The sequence below is a fragment of the Paraburkholderia sp. JHI869 genome, assembly GCF_038900775.1.
Classification (GTDB): Bacteria; Pseudomonadota; Gammaproteobacteria; order Burkholderiales; family Burkholderiaceae; genus Paraburkholderia.
This window is the reverse complement of record NZ_JAYMSC010000063.1, coordinates 1-21,614: the sequence shown is the minus strand read 5'-3', so window position 1 is coordinate 21,614 and position 21,614 is coordinate 1. Positions and strand designations below refer to the sequence as shown.

15 protein-coding genes and 2 pseudogenes are annotated in these 21,614 nt (G+C 55.6%); 12 read left to right on the top strand and 5 right to left on the bottom strand.

Annotation, left to right across the window (positions count from 1 at the left end; all coding sequences use genetic code 11):
* Window positions 1-129 precede the first annotated feature (129 nt).
* On the top strand, window positions 130-990 hold the full coding sequence (locus VSR72_RS43320; RefSeq protein WP_342958310.1) for an IS110 family transposase: 861 nt from the start codon (window positions 130-132) through the stop codon (window positions 988-990).
* On the opposite strand, the pseudogene VSR72_RS43315 reads toward VSR72_RS43320, so the two are convergent.
* Window positions 877-1,916, bottom strand: a pseudogene (locus tag VSR72_RS43315) (IS630 family transposase); the annotation flags it as partial. The gene VSR72_RS43320 and the pseudogene VSR72_RS43315 overlap by 114 nt on opposite strands.
* 314 nt (window positions 1,917-2,230) lie before the next feature.
* On the opposite strand from VSR72_RS43315, the gene VSR72_RS43310 reads away from it, so the two are divergent.
* Entirely contained in the window at window positions 2,231-3,163 is a 933-nt protein-coding gene (locus VSR72_RS43310) for an N-acyl homoserine lactonase family protein (protein ID WP_342958309.1), read from the top strand.
* A gap of 1,294 nt (window positions 3,164-4,457) precedes the next feature.
* Window positions 4,458-6,020: a methyl-accepting chemotaxis protein gene (locus VSR72_RS43305; protein WP_342958308.1), complete on the top strand. Its 1,563-nt coding sequence runs from the start codon at window positions 4,458-4,460 to the stop codon at window positions 6,018-6,020.
* A 173-nt stretch (window positions 6,021-6,193) separates the two neighbouring features.
* Here the strand turns inward: VSR72_RS43305 and VSR72_RS43300 are convergent, their stop codons facing one another.
* A complete protein-coding gene (locus VSR72_RS43300; protein WP_342958307.1) occupies window positions 6,194-6,520 on the bottom strand; it encodes a DUF4148 domain-containing protein in 327 nt (108 codons plus the stop codon).
* Window positions 6,521-7,139: 619 nt separating this feature from the next.
* On the opposite strand from VSR72_RS43300, the gene VSR72_RS43295 reads away from it, so the two are divergent.
* The 4 genes from VSR72_RS43295 (at window position 7,140) to VSR72_RS43280 (ending at window position 11,491) form a co-directional block, all read left to right on the top strand.
* The gene (locus VSR72_RS43295) at window positions 7,140-7,430 is read left to right on the top strand and encodes a hypothetical protein (protein WP_342958306.1); all 291 of its coding nucleotides are present in this window, start codon (window positions 7,140-7,142) and stop codon (window positions 7,428-7,430) included.
* A gap of 530 nt (window positions 7,431-7,960) precedes the next feature.
* Window positions 7,961-8,491: a VOC family protein gene (locus VSR72_RS43290; RefSeq protein ID WP_342958313.1), complete on the top strand. Its 531-nt coding sequence runs from the start codon at window positions 7,961-7,963 to the stop codon at window positions 8,489-8,491.
* An 8-nt stretch (window positions 8,492-8,499) separates the two neighbouring features.
* On the top strand, window positions 8,500-10,080 hold the full coding sequence (locus VSR72_RS43285; RefSeq protein WP_342958312.1) for an NAD(P)/FAD-dependent oxidoreductase: 1,581 nt from the start codon (window positions 8,500-8,502) through the stop codon (window positions 10,078-10,080).
* A 631-nt stretch (window positions 10,081-10,711) separates the two neighbouring features.
* Complete coding sequence (locus VSR72_RS43280) at window positions 10,712-11,491, top strand: sensor histidine kinase (protein WP_342958305.1); 780 nt, start codon at window positions 10,712-10,714, stop codon at window positions 11,489-11,491.
* 251 nt (window positions 11,492-11,742) lie between these two features.
* Here the strand turns inward: VSR72_RS43280 and VSR72_RS43275 are convergent, their stop codons facing one another.
* Window positions 11,743-12,663, bottom strand: a complete 921-nt coding sequence (locus tag VSR72_RS43275) for a LysR family transcriptional regulator (protein ID WP_342958304.1) — start codon at window positions 12,661-12,663, stop codon at window positions 11,743-11,745.
* Between the two features lie 160 nt (window positions 12,664-12,823).
* Here VSR72_RS43275 and VSR72_RS43270 point away from each other — a divergent pair, with 160 nt between their 5' ends.
* The gene (locus VSR72_RS43270) at window positions 12,824-13,843 is read left to right on the top strand and encodes an AraC family transcriptional regulator (protein WP_342958303.1); all 1,020 of its coding nucleotides are present in this window, start codon (window positions 12,824-12,826) and stop codon (window positions 13,841-13,843) included.
* A gap of 104 nt (window positions 13,844-13,947) precedes the next feature.
* On the opposite strand, the gene VSR72_RS43265 is transcribed toward VSR72_RS43270, so the two are convergent.
* Window positions 13,948-14,982 (bottom strand): IS630 family transposase, encoded by a 1,035-nt coding sequence (locus tag VSR72_RS43265; RefSeq protein WP_342958302.1) that lies wholly within the window; start codon window positions 14,980-14,982, stop codon window positions 13,948-13,950.
* A gap of 1,135 nt (window positions 14,983-16,117) precedes the next feature.
* Here VSR72_RS43265 and VSR72_RS43260 point away from each other — a divergent pair.
* From VSR72_RS43260 to VSR72_RS43245, 4 genes and pseudogenes are all read left to right on the top strand, one after another.
* On the top strand, window positions 16,118-18,337 hold the full coding sequence (locus tag VSR72_RS43260) for an indolepyruvate ferredoxin oxidoreductase subunit alpha (RefSeq protein WP_342958301.1): 2,220 nt from the start codon (window positions 16,118-16,120) through the stop codon (window positions 18,335-18,337).
* A gap of 95 nt (window positions 18,338-18,432) precedes the next feature.
* A complete protein-coding gene (locus VSR72_RS43255; RefSeq protein ID WP_342958300.1) occupies window positions 18,433-19,950 on the top strand; it encodes an indolepyruvate oxidoreductase subunit beta family protein in 1,518 nt (505 codons plus the stop codon).
* Window positions 19,947-20,391, top strand: a pseudogene (locus VSR72_RS43250) (thioesterase family protein). Before VSR72_RS43255 ends, VSR72_RS43250 begins: the two are co-directional and overlap by 4 nt.
* Before the next feature lie 307 nt (window positions 20,392-20,698).
* Window positions 20,699-21,142 carry a MarR family transcriptional regulator gene (locus tag VSR72_RS43245; protein WP_342958311.1) on the top strand — a complete coding sequence of 148 codons (444 nt, stop codon included), beginning with the start codon at window positions 20,699-20,701 and terminating at the stop codon, window positions 21,140-21,142.
* A 16-nt stretch (window positions 21,143-21,158) separates the two neighbouring features.
* On the opposite strand, the gene VSR72_RS43240 is transcribed toward VSR72_RS43245, so the two are convergent.
* The gene (locus VSR72_RS43240) at window positions 21,159-21,320 is read right to left on the bottom strand and encodes a hypothetical protein (protein WP_342958299.1); all 162 of its coding nucleotides are present in this window, start codon (window positions 21,318-21,320) and stop codon (window positions 21,159-21,161) included.
* Between the last annotated feature and the right edge of the window lie 294 nt (window positions 21,321-21,614).

Below are 21,614 nucleotides of genomic sequence, written 5' to 3'. Positions count from 1 at the left end.
CGAGATCGTTCCGTGGGAACCCAAACCCGATGACGTCCATGCGGCTCACAGCCCGGCGTGGGAGATGGGGACGTTCCCAGCAGATTCCATCAAGGCCCGCAGGCCCCCTGGACCTGCACCGCAAGGCTGATGGCATGGACTCTCGCCCCCTTCGGGGCGCACACTTCCGTTGCCACTTTCGGGAGATTCGAGATGCCTGCGCTAACCATTGGTCTTGATATTGCGAAGAACGTGTTCCAGGTTTATGGCGTCGATCGCGGCGGCAGAGCTGTTCTACAACGGAAGCTGCGCCGAGCAGATGTGTTGAAGTTCTTCTCGAAGCTGGAACCGAGTCTGATTGGTATCGAAGCGTGTCACGGCTCACACTTCTGGGCTCGTCAACTTACCTCACAGGGGCACACCGTACGCCTGCTGCCGACGCAATATGTGAAGCCCTTTGTAGTTGGCGGCAAGAACGATGCGAACGACGCTTCGGCCATCTGCGCTGCGGTGTCACGGCCCGGCATTCATCCGGTACCGATCAAGAGCGCCGAGCAGCAATCATTGCAATCGGTTCATCGTATGCGTGAGCGGCTCGTTCATGAGCGAACAGCGAAGTCAAACCAGATACGGAGCATGTTCGCCGAAGAGGGGTTCATCTTCCCGATAGGCATCGCCCAGTTAAGGCAAGGTATCGTCGCTCTAATTAGCGATGCCGACGCTCGCATCACCATTCTGCTTCGCCGGCTTGGTTCGATGTACCTTGAACAGTTGGCAGCGTTACAGCGTTGGATCGACGAGCTTGCGTCTGAGATTGCCAACATATTCAAACGCAACGAAAGCTGCCAGCGCCTTGCCACGATACCGGGGATCGGACCGCTCGTGGCGACCCAGGTCAGAAATATAGGCGACAGATGGATGCCTGAAAAACGAGCGCACGAGCTCCGGGTTTTGCTGAACCTGTGCGAGTTGCTCGTGAACCTTCGGGCCGAGCTTTTCGCCTTTGCGTAAGGGATTTCGCGCGACGCCTGTGCGCTTCACGTGGCTCCACACCAACTCATCCGGGTTGAGGTCCGGCGCATAGCCGGGCAGAAAGTGCAGGGTCAGTTTGCCGTTGGTGCTGGCAACGTAGTCCTTCACGACAGCTTTTTGTGTGCAGGCAGTCCGTCGAGAATCAGATGAACCGGCCTCTTCCGATTGAACATCAATTTCTTGAGCAGCGCGACGAACAGTTCGCCGCTGAGTCCCCCTTCGTACGTCGCAAACCAGAAGGCGCCCTTCGAGTTGACGGCGGACGCCGCGCTCATACTCTGCCGTTGACCGCGGCGCTCTACGATGGGTGTCTCGCCGCGTGGCGCCCAGGTCGTGCCATGTACCGAGTCGGCCCGAAAGCCCGATTCGTCCCAGAAGAAGAGGTCCGCCTTCTGCTCACGAGCCCGTCTGGCGATAGATGGATACGTGTCGTCTTGCCAGCGCTCGATTGCCTCTGGATCGCGCTGGTAAGCGCGCTGCAGAGGCTTTTGCGGCGTCAGGTTCAGACGCGCCAGCATTGTGACGATCGAGGCCAGGCTCAGCGTGATACCGAATTTACGCTGTACCAGTTCGCGTACCAGATTGCGAGTCCAAAGCCCGAAGTCAAAGCCGTACTGCATTGGGTTCTTGCCATTGATCCAGCGCAGCACCTGCTGCTCTTGGGCGGTAGTGAGCTTGCGCGGGCGGCCTGTCGCCTGGGTCGAGCGCAATGCGCGCACACCTCGTCCTCGCCCCCGGGCCTTCGCTCGCAGTTTGTATGCCCACGAACGATGCATCCCAAACGACGCCGAAACCGCATCAGGATGTTCGCCTTCATTCATCCGCTCGAGCGCGAGCATGCGCATCTCTTCGAGGATGTTGTGCGCCAGACTTCTCCCGTCTCGTTTCACGGTCGGCTGCTCCATCGAGTGACACGACACGATAGATCGGCATTCTCCGAATTTGTTCCCTAACTTACTGACCTATGAGTAAGTGGAGGGTTTGTCCTACGACCTCGAGCGCTCACAGGGCTTGACAGGACGGCGACAGCGAACCTAGGATTCCACAACAAAGTACGTGTACGTATTTCGTTGTGAGGAGGGCGGGCGTCGATCGAAATTTTGATCGAGAGAGAAATTAAATATATACATAAGAATATGCTCCGAGACATATTCTCGCCGTTCGACGCCGTTGGAGCTCAAAATTATTAAATCCATTCAGGTATGTTAGGAGACTTAAAATGAGTAGCTCATCTATTATTGGAGTGAAGCCTGTCCGCGACACGGATTACTCGATCTGGGCGCTTGCGTATTGTCAAGCGGACATGCCACAGGACTTCTTTGGCGGCGCCGGCATCTTCAGCAACGCTGGGACGATCCGAATTCCGATGATCTACACTCTTCTAGTTGGCGGCGAGGTCGGCGGTAAGCAGCACATTGCGCTTGTGGATTGTGGGTTCCGGAATGACCATTGGCTTACGCGCTATCCATTTTCCAGCTGGGAAGAGCCGAGCGATGTCCTGGGGCGCATCGGTTTCAAGCCTGAGGATGTCGATACGATCCTCGTAACGCATATGCACTTTGACCATATGGGGAACTTTGAAGCATTCCCTAATGCAAAGCTTTATGTTCAGCTCGATGAGTATCTAGGTTGGTCCGAAGCGGTCTGTGCAGCTCATCAGCATGAAACGGAAGAAGAGAAAGCATGGGTATTTTCCTCCTTCGATCCAATGGATCTTATGCGGGCGGCACAAGGCGTATCCGAAGGTCGTATTAAATTCATCCGCGGTGATGAGGAAGTCCTCCCCGGGGTGACGGCGCGCCTCGCCAAGGACAGCCATACGTTTGGTTCACAATGGTTCGAGGTCGGCACCCGCAATGGACCTTTCGCAGTCGCAGGCGACATTGTCTACTGGTACTCGAACATTGAACGCATGTGGCCGCCTGGGTACCATCAGGGCAACGCGTTTAACCAAATTCGCGCATACCGCGAGATGCGCGAACTCGTAAAGCAGAAAACAGACCGCGTTATTCCGGGCCACGATCCGCAAGTATGGAGTCGGCATATGTCGTGGACAACATCAAATGGTAACCAGGTCGCTGAAGTCAATCTTAAAGATGGCGATCCTTCGCGACGTCCGGATGTCTCAGGTCAGAAGATCATCCACACATGATTTTCATGGAGTAGGAGGAGTGCGCGGATCGTAGCCTTCCTTCAGGCGCTCTGCCGGCCCATAGGGCAGAGCGCCTAGGCAAATTGCGGGAGATGGCGGTGGGCCAGCCTCGACAAAAATCTTCGTCCTGGTTTTTGCCTCGGAGCGGATGATCAGCGGATCTGCGAAGAAGGCAACTCGCGAATTAGAGATAGGTGCGTGGCCGGAAGGCGAATCAGGCTAGCGTTAGTTGTCGGAAGCGGTCCCCTTCAAGGACGCTACGAAGTCTCGCTCCCATGCAAAGGAAATGACGTCGACCGGGCACGGAAGTCCGTGAACTGACTCCTCAAGATGCCAAAGGCGATGCGCGCAATGTCGATCCAAGCACAAACGTCTGGCCATGAGCGATTTCCTGTCTAGGCCTGCAAGGCGGCTCCACATGTAAAGGTTATCGCCGTGACGCATGATAATTTGAATTCCGTAACCGTCGAAGCAGGAGGGGCCGTGACGCAGACGGCAAAGGAAAGAACCGTGCTGTCGACCGACAGAGAGATCAGCAATCCCCCCTTGCTGATCTCACCACGAGGGCTTCGGGTCTCAAATGTCACGCTATCATGGACGGGGGCGGGAAAATACTATGACTGGATGGACAATCATTCTCCCAGTGGCACTGACTATGAGTTTCCGTTTTGAGAAAGCGAAGCGTAGATAGTAAATAAATATAAACATTCACGTTTCCGATATCAATTTATAAATCGATGTCGAGTTGTCGCTCGATAGCCGGGGCGGATAAATTGTTTCTCGTGGGACAATATATAAAAATCAAAACTATTAAAACTCGGATTTTACGAATTGCACGATTATACTAATAGTATCTTGAAACGCCATCTCTGAAAAATTGCCTGTTCATAATATCGGTCAGAATATATGCGATTCGTGCTTCCAAGCCTGAAGCTATCAGGTTTCGTGCTTTGCAAAAAGGTCTTCGTGCGCCGCTCGCCAAAACAGAAGATTCAACGCGCTCGCGCTGTTTCGCCACGCCTGACGCGGATTCTTCCCGGTGGCGGTTTGCCGCTGCCTGAACTTAGCGCAGATAGATGCAGATATCGGATGGGAGTTGCAGGGATGGGCTGCAATAAACAGGTTGGATGCCCGTTAAACGTCATGAATTGACGTTCGCACTTGCGCTTTACGTCGGTGACGGAGGGGTGTTTCACGCTGGATGGACGCGCGGTGGTCGAGCACAAGTAGATCGACGGCATATTGCAGGAAGCATCGACGATGCTTCGGAAAATACACAGACTGGAAGAGCGTGATGAAAAAAGTTGGATTTAAAATATCGACGCGCCTGGCGCTCGCATTCGGGACCTTGTTGCTGCTATTCGTGATAGGTGGATTTCTATCGCTATGGCAACTCGGGAAGTTGAATGCCCGCATTTCCGAGATCGTAGACGACGGCAACGTGAAAATGTATCTCGCACAAGATATGTCGCGCCAGGTTTCGAACGGCGTGGATTCTATAAAAACCACGTTGCTGGTTAGCGACAAGAGTGCGGTTGACGATCTTTCCAAGCGAATCTCTGAAGCCAAGCAAAGATTTATGAACGACCGCGAGAAGCTTGTCAAAATGAGCCGTAATTCGGGCGATACCACGGCTCTTGTGGATGCCATCTTTGAGACGCACGACCAGCGGGTGGTCGCTGACGTTGACCAGTTCGTCGCCCTGGCACAGAAAGGTCAGCGTGAGGAGGCGGGGCAGTGGTATGTCAGCAGGACGGGGCCGTCGATGCAGGCGCTGCAAGACGCGATCACCCGCTTCATTGAATTCCAGACGGGGAAGAACGCAGAACTGAGAGTGCGTAGTGAGGCGGACTACGGTCAGTCCAAGATAACGTCGCTGGTAGCGCTTGGGCTTATCACGCTCCTGATTGCGTGGATCGGCATTGCGCTGGCACGCAGCCTCCGGCGCGATCTGGGTGCGGAGCCTGTGGTCGCGCGTGACGCGGCCTTTGTTGTTGCGCAAGGTGACCTTTCACGCTCACTGCCGGTTGAAGGTGCTCCACCTGGCAGCCTGATAGTCGCCATGAGCGAGATGCAAAGCGGATTGCGGAAGGTAGTCGAGAGCGTTCGCCATCACGCGGAAACTGTGACCGTCGCGAGTCGAGAGATCGCACAAGGGAACAGCGAATTGTCGGCCCGCACTGAGGAGCAGGCGGCGTCCCTGGAGGAAACGGCGGCGAGCATGACGCAGTTGACGGAGACGGTTAAGCAAAACGCCGATAACGCCCGGGAGGCCAATGTGCTTGCCGCCCACGCCACGGGGATAGCCGATGCGGGTAACGAGTCGGTACAGGAAATGGTGCGCACGATAGGCGATATCAGCGGTAGTTCAACCAAGATTTCGGAGATTACCAACCTGATCGAGGGCATCGCCTTTCAGACGAATATTCTTGCGCTTAACGCAGCCGTGGAGGCTGCGCGCGCCGGGGAGCAGGGGCGTGGGTTTGCCGTGGTGGCGAGCGAAGTTCGTGCCCTAGCCCAGCGCTCCGCCGCAGCCGCGAAGGAGATCAAGGAACTGATCGCCTCATCGGTTGCGATGATTCAGGGTGGGGCAAAGCAGGCGGGGGAGGTCGGGACGACGATGGGTGAAGTGAAGCAGGCCATCAAGCGGGTCTCGGACATCATGGGCGAAATTGCCGCTTCGTCGGAGGAACAGAGTCGCGGTATTGAACAGGTTCACCAGGCTGTCTCTCAGATGGACGAAATGACCCAGCAGAACGCGGCGCTAGTGGAGCAAGCGGCGGCGGCCTCTATGTCGCTTGATGAGCAGGCTCGGAACCTGAAAGATGCCGTGTCGGTCTTCAAGACAGTTGGATGAACACCGCACAGCTTGGTCGTTGGTCGCGCGACGATCGCATTTCGCGTGCCGGGTGGTTTCCTGTTTGTACGACGAAACGCCGGCTAGCGGAATCATGGCCGGCGCTGGTTTGGTCCGCCTAGTGACAGATAGAAATATCCGCCATTGGGCGTGCGCCACCTCGCTGGCTACGCTTAGTTTGCGAAAGGCGCGCGCTTTTCGTCGACTGTTGAACGGCTCGAGGCTTGTGAGGTCCCGTCAGTCTGGGCGCCGCCATAACCGCCCAGTTCCGCTTGCGCAACGGCATGCTCGCGCTGCGAACGACCGCACGCTTCGGCTACCTGGATGTTGCTTGGATAGTTCTGACGATCGGACGCCGGATTGCATCCTCCCTTTTCAAGCCGGACGAGTTCGGCTCGAACTTCAGCGCGTGTGGCAGGCTGTTGGTTGGATTGAGCAAACGATGCGGCGGGAGCGCCTACAGTGGCAGCAAGAATCATTGCGGAAAGCAGCGCTTTCATTGAAACCTCCGAGAACTTGTTATTCCGGTGCTACGAACGTCGTGTTCGTCAGCGATGGGGCAAGTCTAACGAGGCAGACCGTGTAGGGAAATCCCTTGACCTATGAAACTATGTTAAGTGGACTGCAACAATGATCTCGGGGCGCGATTAACCGGTCTCTAAAATCACGTATCGCAATACTGAGCTCCTATGAGTGAGCAGCCGCCACGCGTTCCGGTCGCGATACCCATTGAAGGCGTCTTAGGCTTGGGATGTTTGGCGTAGTGCCTTGCCGTTCGTTCGCGCGTTGCCCCATTGCCTCGAAGCGTCATCGACGCCTCGCCGCTGCGAGAATCATCTCACGGCACAATGGTTAGCGAACATTTTAAAACTTACGCTTCCGTCGAGGGTTTCCGGCTGCGTTAGTCGTAGCCTTGCATACGGGGCGGGCGCATCGCAGTTCACAGCGGATTGTGCATCGCGCCACAGTTGGTTGCAGTCAAGGGACAGCCACTGCTGCCTTGGGCTAACGTCTTTATCGTCATGCTTCTATTTTTAAGTCAGGGCATCGATAAGCGGGCGAGCTTGAAAGTGACGATGCCATCCGGACTTGGATCTTTGGCTCGCAGCGGAGTTTGCAATGAATGCGGTTGATGTGGTGGTTGAGGTGGGGATGGGCGGTACCGATGCAGTCATTGATGGATTGCGGGCGCTGATTGAAAAATGGCTCGGCGTCGAGTGCCCGGTTCACTTACGGGTGGCTGAGGGCGCCAGGACAGGTGCAAGGCAAAAGCGATTTGTCCGTATTGAGGTGCCTAGCCGGCGAGATCGGGCCGCAATGTACTTCTTCTTGCATGACGACGGCAATTGGAGCGTCCTCCCCCAGGAAGAGAACAGACTTGCGATGTCACCGCGATTGTATGCCGCATAGGAGGGAAGCGAATCAGTCTCCGTCGCGCAGGAGCGCCGATCTTCATAGCTGCCCAGCACGCTGAATCTAGCCCGGCGAGATTCCTGCAGGATGAATAGAAGCGTCGGCGTGTGTACAATTTTCGCAGAGCGGCGAGCTGGCGGCATGTTGATCTGCCGTGCCGCTCGTCGCTAGGCTAGCGTCGGACGACTGTCCGTCGACAGCCGCACATCCGCCATTTTTCACTACAGGGATGTCTGCTTCCTGATCTGGATAGCCAAAAAAATCGTAGGCCTCCACGATACGGGTGAACAAACGTGGTGGGGCCCGCACGACGCTTGAACGAGGCCCACGGGAGGTGCGCGCACACGATGCTACGTTTGACGAGGGCGGATCGGCGCGTACCAGCCGCTCCGAATCTGCGTTGCCGCGGAGCCGCGCCGAGTTTACGGTCAGCGGATGAAGGTCTTCGACTGGGCAACGCGATTGTTGTCGCGTTTACATCACGAAACGAGAGACTCGTAGTGACATCTAATAGCTCACCGGGCGTAATGCACGTGGATCACGTTGCACTGACGGTTCCCGACATTGATGAAGCGGTTCGATTCTATCGCGATGTGTCGGGTGCGACGGAGCTCTACCGGATGGGCCCTTTCGATGCTGAAGAGCTGCCTGAGATGCAGGACGGTTGTGACTGGACGCAGGCGCATCTGAACATAGCCGGAGCGCGATTGAACTTCGTGATGATGGCCCTTGGTAAGAACCTCATGCTCGAGTTGTTCCGGTACGAGCGGCCGGTTGATACAGTTCAAACGCTGCCACGTAACTGTGACATGGGCGCGAGTCATATTGCACTAAAGGTCAAGAACCTCGACGACGCACTGACATTCTTGAGGGGGCGCGGAATTCAAGTGATGGCTGGCCCAATCGCCATCGACAGTGGGCCGTGCGCAGGGCTGCGAGTGAATTACTTCCTGGATCCTTTTGGCAATCAGTTGGAGCTGGTCGAATATGATCGTCTGCGTTTCATGGACGAAACAGATACCCCTCTATGTGCACATTCGGGGGGCGAGAATCAGTGAACAAGCAAATGCGGGAAGAGAGCGACGTCGTCATCGTAGGTAGCGGTATAAATTCGCTGGTATGCGCGGCAATCTTATCAAAGCGCGGCAAGCAGGTCACCGTGATCGAGCGCGGCCCTGAATTGGGAGGTTGCATACGAAGTCAGGAGCTATTTCCCGGCTATATCCATGATGTGTTGTCGTCATGGTACCCATTGTTCGTCGGAAGTCCGGCATATTCTGTACTCAAGGATGACCTTGAGTCGGCAGGGCTGGCATTCGCGGAATGCGATTACGCAACCGGGATCGTGACGCCGGATGGACGGGCGATGGCGTTTCGGAAAGATGTGGGCGACACGGTAGGCAGGCTTGATGCCGCTTGTATGGGAGATGGAGCGGCTTTCGGCGCAATGGTGGGGCGTCTGTTCGGTGAAGATCGGGGACTAACCTTTGGATTATTGGGGGAGAACCCGTACGGATGGAGCATGGCCAAACTGCTGTGGCGTGAGTGGCGACGCCGCGGAACCGATGGCCTTGCTGCCTTTGTTGGTGGTGCGCTCGAGAGCTTTCGACGATGGGGAAATCGGACGTTTGGCTCGGATCTCGCCCGCGCGGCCGTTGCGCCCTGGGCATTGCATACAGGACTTGGTCCTGACGATGCGTGCTCCGCGCTGATTGGCAAGCTAACCTTTGCAGCAGTGATTGCGGGCGGGATGCCCGTTGTCAAGGGCGGGAGCGCGAATATCGTCAAAGCATTTCGCACGACCATTGAGCGCAACGGCAGCACTTTTGTGACTAATACAGACGTTGAACGGGTAATTCTGGATCGAGACCGTGCAGTCGCCGTAATCGCTGGAGGACAAAGGTGGCAAGCCCGCCAAGCAGTTGTGTGCAACGTCACACCGAAGCAACTTTATGGACGTTTGGTGCCTTCCGCTCCTGGCCTGTGGCGCGAGCGTGCTGAAGCGTACCATTTTGGGCGCGGCGATATGCAGATCCATTTTGCCCTGTCGTCGGCGCCTGACTGGTGCGACGCGGAACTTGGGCGTGTACCGCTTGTGCATCTTACCGAGAGTATGGAAGCCGTTTGCCTGTCAGTGACACAGGCAAACAACGGCATGATTCCCGCGCAACCGACCATCGCGATCGGCCAGCCGACTGTGGTCGATCCGAGTCGTGCACCGGCCGGAGCAGCAATTCTCTGGATACAGATGCAGGATATGCCCTCACGGCTGCGAGGAGACTCGCTCGGTGAAATCGAGGTGCCGGCAGACGGGAGTTGGACCGAGTCCGTGCGCGAGAGAGTCGCCGATCGCGTTCAGCGCCGACTAGAAGCTGTTATGCCCGGTCTGACCGCAAAGATTGTGGGGCGTCGTTCATACTCACCGATGGATCTTGAGGCGCTCAATTGCAATCTGGTCGGTGGCGATCCATATTCGGGTACGTGCTCTCCGGATCAGTTTTTTTGGTTGCGGCCGCTCGCGGGTGTCAAAGGGCGTCGCGGACACGAGACGCCGTATCGAAATTTGTATCAGATTGGCGCCTCGACCCATCCCGGGCCCGGGCTTGGTGGGACATCCGGCTGGATGGTGGCCAACCGCTTAAGCTAAACCGAAGAATTCGAGCGGAAGCGTCCGTGCCAACGCAGGGACCAATACTGGTTTTTGCTGATATGGAGAATAAAACCGATCACGTTGCCATTGAATATCGGCACATCTGCCAGGCTGCGTCGCATTTTCAAATTAGCCGCAAGCCTGTTTAGGACGGTACGGCATTCGCACGTGTTGTAGTCATGTCTAAGACAGATTCCCCGAGTGGAATGTTGCCTATAGACCTAGACAAGACGAGTCTCCGAAGGCTGAATTGCGGGTTGCCGATGTAATCGATTCTCCACCCCGTGAGTCGCGCTGGTGGGACGTATGTCTAGCGGCGGAAAGCGCCGGCGATGTTGAACTTTGGAGGATCAAACTACACATCAGACGATGGAATTCCCGTCGCGAAAACTCTAAGTTTCGCTAACGATAGCGGCCTTACACATCTTATGCGAACTGATGCATTGTGGGCATCACAAGAGGCAGCGTCGAGTCGTGAAATCCGTGGGAGAAGAGAGCGCTCACAGGTCTCACAGGCAACGGCACTCACCCCGATGATGTTCGATGACGAAAAGCGGTTGCACCATTTTGATTTCCTGCGAATCGGCCATTGCCATAACATTCGCGTGACACTAGTCGAACCCAGCTTATGAATGACGTAATAGAGCATCGGTCAGCGCAACGCACAGTTTTTTTAGAATCGTCTCTTCAACGAAAACGTCAGCGCAATCGGCTTGCCTCTGAGGTTGCGCAACGGGAACGAGCAGAAGCTGAACTACAAAGGACACGAGAGCGATTTCGCATACTTTCGGCGCAGTTTGAGCGCATTCGTGAGGACGAGCGCAAGCGCATGGCTATGGAAATGCACGATGAGCTCGGTCAACTGCTTACGGCATTGAAAATTAGCGTTTCATTGAATGTAGGGCAGCTTTCAGGCTTGCCGGAGGCAATGAAGCAGGCTATTGAAGCGCGGGAACTGGTGGAGCGGGCAATGCTGGCGATGCGCAGTATGGTCAATCGTATTCGTCCGGCCGCACTAAGCTTCGGGCTTACCGCGGCGTTAGAGTGGCTCGCTGAGGACATTCGCCGCGGTACCACGTCTTCCTGCAATCTGCATGTGGTCGGGCGTGAAATATGCCTAACGGATGAGCAAGCCACTGTGATATTTCGAGTCGCACAGGAAGCGCTTACGAATGCGGTACGTCATGCGGATGCTTCCTCTGTATGGATTTTACTGACTTATCACGAAACGTATACCGAGCTGACTGTTAGCGACAACGGGCGAGGCTTCGAGCGAAAAAAGAAGGATGATCACGGGTCGTATGGGTTGCTTGGTATGGCCGAGCGTGCCCGTTTGATCAATGCAGATTTAGAGATAGATAGCCGTCCGGGAGAGGGTTGTGCCGTACGCTTGAGGCACAATATCTAATATTCTGCGATGCGTGAGACCGCATCAAAACAGCCGTTGAAGACGCGGCGATTCCGAAGAAAAAATGATAATTAGATAGTTCGGCGAAGAAATTTTTGTGAACGGTCGTCGAAGTACGGCAATCTGATTTCGCTCTTGTCAAAATCATCGCAGAGGTATTCGGCGAGCAGGGGAAATGGATATTCACGGCGTTCCAAAGCCAAAAGATATCCTGGTGAAGCACCGAGAAAATCAATTCCGTAATAGATAAATTATAATGATTCGTGAAGCGGACCACTCAGAGTGCGAACTATGAGATTGCGGAGCCATTGGTTTGCGGCGTGGTCCTTGAAGTCGGCATGCCAGTGCACAGTAACCGTAAGCACTGGCATATCGGCTGGAAGATCATATACCGCAAATCCTTCATCAGGGTTAAGCAGATGTATTGCGCCGCGTGGTAGGGTGACCATCCAGTCGGTTCTGGCGAGAATACGGGGGACAACGGTGAAGTGTGGGACGCGCAGCGCTATCAGTCGATGGATGTGCTTCTCGCGGAACTGTGCCTCGATTTGATAATGCCCGCTTTCGAGGGAACCGACGAGGATATGAGGTAGAGCAAGATACTGTTCGAGCGTCAATACATCTTCCGGTAGCCCTTCGCGGCGGCGCGTCATGCACACGTGGTCGTCATGGAAAAGCCTGCAATGAGGCGTGCGGTCAAGCAAAGCGGGAAGATTGCCGATTGCAAGGTCCAGTCGGCCAATGCGAAGCGATTCTTCAATCTGGCTAGGTGGCACTGACTGGATGCACAACCGGACGTGCGGCGCTTCCTTTTGAAGCGCTGCGCACAGGGGTGGGAGGAAAGCAAGCTCGCCGATATCTGACATCGAAATGCGGAAGACCCGCGTGCTGGTCGACGGTTCGAAGGGGACCATGAGCTGAAGGGTTTGCTCGGCTGCTGCAATCGCCTGACGCAGGGGCTCGCGCAATTCCTGAGCGGCGGATGTCGGTTGCATTTCATTCCCGGCACGGACAAACAGCGGATCCTCGAGAAGGGCGCGCAGCCGCCCAAGCGCGTAACTAACCGCTGGCTGTGATAGTCCAAGCCGACTCGCGGCAACGGTCAGGTTGCGTTCTTCCAGGATTGCATGAAAAACGCGCAGCAGATTCAGGTCGATGCGTACAGTGTCCATTGGAAGTCATTCCATTTCTAGTCAACAGCCTGAGCTATGTCTGAGCTCAGGCCGACAGTGCCCCGATAAAAATTCTTATTCTGCCACCAGATATTGGTTGATTCGGAAAATCCGATTGGCGTCCTTATACTACATCGTGCCACACCGAGGTGAGTATACTATGAGCAACTGCCCGCAGTTTTTCGACACTACGCCGCCAACGTTCAGCCATTTCCATACTGAATTTAAGGGGCGCGTCGAACCGGAGTGCGTAATCGAGATGGTCGGACGCGCCCTAAAGCCTCATAAGATGACGATCTCAGGGGCACCGCGCGTGATGGATTCAACATTCCAGTCGCTCAAGGTTGGTAATCTTCAGATTTTTTATCTTCAGTATGGCGTTGAGGTTCAGGTCGATCCAGGTGAGTTGAACGACTTTACGCTGATCCAGATGCCAATCCACGGAGCTGGTCGCTACACTTGCGGTGGCTACCAAGTCACAGGTGCGCCGGATGTGGCGGCTGTGCTGTCGCCGCGGGAGGTGACACATCTTCAGTTTTCGTCGGAACTGAGGCAGATTATTGTCCGGATTGAACAGAGTGCACTCGAGCGTGCTTGCGTCGAACATATTGAACTGCTTCCGGAAAAAGGGCTCCGTTTCCATCCGTTGCTCGACCTGAACAGCGCGGCCGGACGTGCGTGGTGCGGCGCACTTTCCTACATCCTCGAAGGAAGCGTCGCTTTTCCGCACTTGCTGCACACGGCAACATATGCTGAGCGTTGCGAGCGCTTGTTGATTGATACGCTTCTGTTTGCGCAGGACAACAGCTGTTCCGAACATCTCGCAGGGGGCTCCACACGCCGCACAGTGCGTCCCGCATACGTAAGGCGAGCCGAAGACTACATGCGCGACCGTCTCGCAGAGATAGTGTCGGTAGAGGAGATAGCGCGTGCCGTTGGTGTAAGCTCGCGAGCGCTCTACTACGCCTTTCGTCAAACTCACGACCAAACGCCGATGTCGTATTTGCGCGAGTTGCGCCTGAAGGCCGTTCATGCGGAGCTTAAGTCTGGGAATCCTGCGACGATGCGCCTCGTGGATGTCGCAATTCGGTGGGGCTTTTCGCACTACGGTCACTTCGCGTCGCGCTATCGCCGGCGCTTCGGGGTCCGTCCGCAAGACACCTTGAACGGAAAGCGCTGATGAGGCCCGTCGACGGTGAAAAGCAATGCAGTCTCCCTCTTTTTCCGGGCGGACATTTCTGTGCCTGAAGGGCAACCGAATTACTAAGCTTTCCGAAAGAAATGTCACATAGCGGCATATTGGCACTCGGACTGGCGAAAGAAGGATTTCACCAGTTCAGGCAGTTTCTGGATGCGACGCAGCGCGCCAAGCGCAAGTCGTTTCATCTCGTTCTTGTCCTGCGCCAGTCGTTTCGAGACGCTGCGCTTTACATGCGCCCAGACCTGCTCGTCAGGATTCAGATGTGGCGAATACGGCGGAAGATAGAAGAGCTTGAGCCGTCCATTCTGGGCCTTTACGAAATCCTGAACCAACCTTGCCTTGTGCACCGGATGGCCGTCGAGGACCAGAAACACGGGTTTGTCCGCGCCGATCATTAGGCGGCCAAGAAACTCCCGAAACACTGTCGCAGTGACCGCGCCATCGTGCACCATGAATCGGAACTCGCCTTGCGGACTGACCGCCGAAATCATGTTCAGCGAAAACCGTCTGCCCGTGGTTTCCACCACCGGCGTTTGGCCCTGTGGCGCCCATGTCGTGCCAGTGTGGTAATCCGAGCGAAGACCCGACTCGTCGGCAAAGTAGATCGTCGCTCCAGCCGCTCGAACTTCGGCCCGGATGGCGGGGTAAGTCTCGAACTCCCATTGGCGAACGAGCGCCGCGTCTTGCTGCCACGCCTGGTACAGCGGCTTCTGTGCCGTGAAGCCCAACAACTTCATGATGCGGCTCACGCCGGAGAGCGACAGCTTCTTGCCAAACTTGCGTTCGATGAGCGCTGCAATCAGCGAGAGCGTCCACAGCCCAAACTCGAACTTGTATTGCAGTGGCGTATTGTCCCGCACGGCTTGGGCCAACCAACGCATTTCCTCGGGGCTGACTTTAGGCGGCCGACCCGGAATCGCCTTTGCCAGCAACGCGTTCTGCCCACCGTTGACGAAGTCGGACAGCCAGCGATAGACGCTGCGTTCGTTCACCCCGTAGGCCGCAGCAACACTTGCCACATCTTGCCCTTCGCGTATGGCCTTCACGGCCTGCTGACGCATCGCCTGCAACGTCGCGTGATCGAGTTTTCGGCCGTCCGATGTACGTTTGCATTTCATCCTCGTATTGTCTCATCACGGTGACAATACTTTCGGAAAACTTAGTAACCGCCTTTGCTAGTCGTAGCGCTGTTGACCCAGTTATGTGGAGGCGTCGCTTGGCACATCCCGGCGAAAACGCTCATATCACCTTTCGACGAGACTGCCGCCTCCGCCATTTCGACATCCAAATAGGGTCAACCGAGTTTTCGTGAACGCGCAGACGAGCAGCGCAAGCTGCGAGCCGCCCTCGTACTATGGTGCTGAAAAGGGCGCTTGCCGGCCAGTGTCTCTCGTTTCAACTTCGCTCAAACGTTAAAACACCTGTGCCAACGGCGTCAACTACCCGCTGTCTTCTAGAGAAAGTGCTGCACCACGTCCAGCGCTTCGTCAGAGTCGCGCCGGCGAACCTATCTGAACCGGACCTTGCCCGACGTCCTCTCGGGGCCAATCACGATGGCTGCGGCGACCTTCTTGGTACGGCACGGCAGATCGCGGCCTAAATCCTCGCAGGCTGTCGATACTGCTCGTCGATTACGGTCAGCGGAAATTCGGGTTTGAGGTCCACACGATCGTGCGTTGACGAATTGATTGTGAGTGCCGGAGGCGGGCATAGATTTCCTTGGCCTGTGACGAGGCAAGATAGTGCCACGGCGAGCAAGCGGCATGTCGCTGTTGTTGTGGCGTTTAGCGGCCAGCAGTTTCGACGAGACGTTTCTGCTCGCCCGGCCGGGAGAGTTGTTCTAATTGACGATGCAGTTCGCAGTGCGACATGAAAATACGGCACGGGATAAGCCGATCGACTCTCTGTCAGATCTGTGATGCGTTAGAGAATGAAAGGGACTTCCCCATCCCGAGGCTGCGGCGGAAGCCGCGAGTCGGCATCAATGTGCCAAGATGAAGTTGCGAACGTTCATCGACACCCGCGAGAGGGGAAGTCCCTTTCATTCTCTAGCGACAGTACTTTGAACCTCATTTCCCATACGCTGGAGAACCCGGTCCAAAATTGTCTGGGATATCCCGTTTCCGCAAAGGATATCCACATTCTGCGGAAAGAAAAAGTGCATGAATAATCATGTATTGACGAGATCATCGTGTCAGCCGAAAGTAGGCGCACATCAAGCACTTGTGCTGCATAGACCAATTGAGGAAGACAATGGCTGAGCGATCGTTTGTAGAGGAGGTGGAGAAGCTCCGTTTAGGGGCGGGCGAACTATTTAGTGGTGAGGGGATCCTTGCTGTAACGAAGGCGTTGCTGGAGTCCGGCGTTGCCTATGTTGCGGGCTATCAGGGAGCGCCAATCTCGCATCTAATGGATGTGCTTTCCGATGCACTGGACATTCTCAAGGAGTACGGCGTTCGCTTCGAAAGTAGCGCGAGTGAGGCCACAGCAGCAGCAACGTTGGCTGCTTCCGTGAATTACCCGCTTCGTGGCGCTGTGACATTTAAAGCGACGGTTGGGACGAATGTTGCTTCAGATGCACTTGCGAATCTGGCGTCCGGAGGCGTTCTCGGAGGTGCACTCATCATTGTTGGCGAAGACTATGGTGAGGGTTCGTCGATCATGCAAGAGCGCAGCCATGCTTTCGCGATGAAGTCCCAAATGTGGCTGCTTGATCCGCGTCCTAGCCTTTCAAATATTGTGCAAGCGGTGAAGGACGGATTTGAATTGTCAGAGGCGAGCAGCACACCGGTTATGCTGCAGATGCGCATTCGCGCGTGCCATGTACATGGGCAATTCGTGACGTCGAAAAATCGCCGTCCGGAATTTACCGTTAAGGACGCACTTGAAAATCCTAGGCGAGACTTGAGTCGTATTGTTCTTCCGCCAGCGAGTTTCCTGCATGAAAAGGAAAAGGTACAGAACCGTTGGCCGGCCGCTATCAAATTTATTCAAGGCCGCCAGCTTAACGAGTTCTTTGCAGAAGGCATCGCCGATGTTGGAATCGCGTTGCAGGGCGGAAGCTACAACACGTTGATTCGAGCGCTTGAGAGGTTGGGTCTCGCAAACGTTTTCGGAGATTCAAAGATCCCCCTTTACGTGATGAACGTCGCATATCCGCTTGTCGATGCAGAATTCGAGCGGTTCTGCAAGGGCAAGCGAGCCATTCTCCTTCTAGAGGAAGGGCAGCCTAATTTTGTCGAGCAAAACGTAGCAAATATTTTACGGCAACTGAATATCGGGACCGCCCTCCACGGCAAAGACCTTCTTCCAATGGCCGGCGAATATAACACTGCGACGGTCCTTGCAGGCGTGCGCTCCTTTCTGGAGAGGTATGCCATTGTCGTACCTAAGCCCAAGCAGGGAGCGGCGCGTCGAACGATTCCGCCTGTGCCAGTGCCGCTCGAAGTGACATCGGAATCCCAAACACAATTGGGGGTGAATCATCCAGGAACACGCGATCAAGGGCAGAATGACCTCGAGCAAGTGGTTCATGCGCGCCCGCCTGGTTTTTGTACGGGTTGCCCTGAACGGCCGATTTTTACTGCGATGAAACTGGTAGAGCGGGAACTTGGACCGCATCACATCAGCGCGGACATTGGTTGTCACCTCTTCTCGATCCTGCCGCCGTTCAATCTTGGTAATACCACAATGGGATACGGCCTCGGTGCTGCCAGCGCTGCGGCGCTCAACGCGCCGACCGGGAAACGTGCGATCTCAGTCATGGGAGACGGGGGCTTCTGGCACAACGGCCTGACGAGCGGCGTGGCGAATTCGGTATTCAATCGCAGCGACAATCTCACCATCGTTGTCGACAACAGTTACACCTCGGCGACCGGCGGCCAAGACGTTCTTTCGTCTAGCGCAGCTAATCCAACCCGCAGCACCGGACATGAGATTGAAAAGGCGGTCAAGGGTGTTGGCGTGAAGTGGGTGCGGACTATTAAGCGAACTTACGACCTTAAGACGATGACCGCGACCTTGCGGGAAGCACTCACCACCACGGAAAAAGGACCGAAGGTGTTGATCGCACAAAGTGAGTGCATGCTCAACAAGCAACGTCGCGAGAAGCCGAAGGTGCGTAAGGCGATCGCGGACGGCGAACGGGTCGTTCGAGAGCGCTTCGGCGTCGATTCTGATACTTGCACGGGGGATCATTCGTGCATCCGTCTGTCAGGATGCCCGTCCCTCTCGATACGCCCAAATCCGGATCCGCTGCGCCGTGATCCCGTCGCTACCGTGATGGACAGTTGTGTCGGCTGCGGGCTGTGCGGAGAGGTTTCGCACGCGGCCGTGCTTTGCCCTTCCTTTTATCGCGCGGAAATCGTCAGCAATCCGACCCGCTGGGATCGTGTTTTGCAACGCGGTCGCAACGTGATGATTGGCTGGTTGCAACGTCTTGACGAGCGGCGTCGCTCTCGCTATGCGTTCTGACCGCGAAGTGGATCTGGCATCGTTCCGTATTGAACGGCGCGGTGCATCTACATATCCGGGTATCGGTTAACATTAGCTTGATAAGGAAATGAGGAATGACTGCTGAGCCGATCAAGATCGCCATTCTCGCCATGGGCGGTGAGGGCGGAGGCGTGCTCGCCGATTGGATTGTCAGCTTGGGCGAGGTTAACGGGTATTTCGCTCAAAGCACATCCGTACCTGGCGTTGCTCAACGAACAGGTGCAACAATCTACTACGTTGAACTATTTCCAGGGGCGGACAGTGCTGTGCCTCGAAAGCCGGTTCTTGCTTTGATGCCCATGCCAGGTGACGTCGACGTCGTTTTGGCATCGGAACTCATGGAGGCGGGCCGCGCTGTTCAGCGAGGCCTTGTAACCTCGGCTCGGACAACACTGATCGCGTCCAGTCACCGGGTCTATTCGATCTCGGAGAAGTCTTCGATGGGTGATGGCATCGTCGATAGTGAAATCCTGATGCGTGAGGCGCGGCATGCCGCGAAGAGGTTCGTTCAATTCAACATGGCGGAGGTCGCCGAGCGCGCGGGCAGTGTGATCAGCGCCGTCTTGTTCGGTGCACTTTGCGCGGCGGAGGCGCTGCCTTTCTCACGCGAGCAATTCGAGGCGACCATCGAACGCGGCGGCGTGGGCATCAAGCTGAGTCTCGACGCATTTGATGGCGGTTATAAGCACGCAATGCGTGACCGGCCGGAAATTTCATTTGTTGTAGCAGAAGAAAAGCCTGTCACAAGAATCGCGTCGCCGGGTAATCATGCCGTTGCGGCATTGGTCGAGCGTGCGCGTCAGTTTCCGCACGAAGCAACGGATCTTGTCATAGAAGGCATTCGTCGCTTGATTGACTATCAAGACGTGGCATATGCGGCCCTCTACTTGGATCGACTTGAGGCGTTGCGGTCCGCACCGGGAGGCAACGACGCAGGCTTGCTTGGCGAAACCGCGCGCTATCTTGCGCTGTGGATGTCGTATGAAGACACGATCCGCGTTGCTGACCTGAAGACACGTGGTAGCCGTTTCGAACGAGTGCGAAGCGAGGTGCGTGCAAAGCCCGATCAGCTCTTGCAAATCAACGAATTCATGCACCCTCGCGTCGAGGAGATTGGCGAAACATTGCCCACCTCACTGGGCCGATGGCTGTTAAGTTCTCGGTCAGCCCGTCAATTCATCGCCCGATTTGCACGGGAAGGTCGCGTCATTCGAACAAGTTCACTCGGCGGATTCTTGCTACTGTATTTGTTGGCGAGATTGCGACGCTGGCGACGGGGCACATTGCGCTACGCGCTTGAGACGGTGCGGATTGAGACATGGCTCGCCCGGATTCGCGCGCTCGCCACCTCTGAGCCCGCCTTGGCGATGGAGGCTGCAGAGTGTCAGCGGCTCGTGAAAGGATACGGCGATACGCACACTCGCGGTTTGAAGAATTATGAAATGCTCATGGAGGTTGTTGATCGTTATGGAGGTTCGTTGAAACCTGTTACGTTACGTGAGTTGCGCAACGCGGCATTGTCGGATGAGTACGGAAATGCGCTCCGCGCGTGCATGGAGAAGCACTCGATTTTCGGTGAAAAGAAAGCATGACAGATCATAAAAAATTTACCCAGAGGCATCGAATACGCATTTTCGGAATGCGATCCGGCCGGAATTGTGTTTTATCCGCAGTACTTCGTTATGTTTAACAACCTGGTCGAATGTTGGGTCGATCGCTTGCTACCTGATGGTTTCGCAGGATTTATCGGAAAGCAGCGTTTCGGGCTGCCGACGGTCCACCTTGAAGCGGATTATCATTCCATCAGTCGAATGGGCGACGACGTTAATTTGACCATCCAGGTGCAGCGCATTGGCGAAAAGTCTTTGACGCTCTCGTTGGCTTGCACCGGAGTCGACGGCGTGCCTCGTATGAATGTGACTCAAGTTTTGGTAGTAACGTCGCTGGACTCGCATAGATCTATCGATATTCCATTTTTACTTCGCCGGGCTCTCAACCGAGATTCCGCGTCTGAGTATTGGAGACGGATTTGAATATTTGTTGTATCGGAGACGGCTCATCAATTTATTTAGTTATATTAATGAATGCTCTATCTCCTAATAGCGAGATCGGCATTCTTGAGGCAAATCGACCTTGCGGACTTCCGGTCATCTCGTGGGCGGTCGCTTCCGCGAATATGCTGCTTAAGCGCCTCGTACTGAAGGCCTCAGTGTCTGATTTCGGTTCATTGCCTTCCGGAGGATTCTGATCATGCAAAAGCGGGCCGGTTGTGTCATTCATGATTCAGAGAAAGGGCTGGAAACCTCGCAGTTCGCCGCAGAAAATGAGGCTGCGCGCGGAATCGACGAAACGAGGGCGTTCGTCGAGCGCTACCTCCCGGCACTCCTAGGGCAAGCATGGCATCTTGTGTCGTCTGAATTCCATGCGGTCGTCGAGCAGCATGGGCTATCCGTTCTCGAGTGGCGCGTCTTGTCGACGCTTGCGAGTCAAAATCCATTGACCATTTCGTCGCTGGCTCAAGCGACAGTCAGCAAACAACCGACTGTCACCCGCCTCCTGTTGCGATTAGAAGCACAAGGGCACGTCGAACGCTCGACGAGCGCCGACGATCGGCGCTGTACATTGGTCACAATAACGCGGGACGGTCGACGACTCGTCTCGGGATTGATCGAGCTAGCCGAAGAGCATGAGGGGACGATTCTTGCCCCGTTCAGTGCCTGCAAAATCAACGCTCTGAAGGAAATCCTGCGCGAGTTAATCTCTCAACATCGACCGCGGCCTTGAAACTGCCGAAATGATCCTATTTGGGCCGATAAATCGTGAATTTCTCATCGACGAGCACTTCGAAGTAGTCGGCTGGGCCGCCGCCGCGAAGAATGGGGCGTGCAAGTGTCGCTTCGTAGATGCCGCCACGCACTAGCGCGCGCTCGACGTGCACTGCGATGACCTCGCCGAGAAGCATCCAGGTATCGGAAACTGAAACATCAACGTGTGTCAGTCTTTGAACTTGCGTAACTAGTCTCTCGAACGCAGCAGGGCTTTCTGCGACACGTGGCGCAATCACAAGCATTGAGGCTGCGCGCGTCAGGCTGGCCAGCGCGAAATTGCCCGCATCAGGCGCTCCACTATAGTAAGCGGCCGGGCAACCCATCTTGAGGATCGGTAAAGCTCTTGGGAGTATCGTGTCCACTTAACGAATAAGCGGACACGTGAACACTATCGAAGAAGTGACACCCTCCGAACGTCGACGCCGGCG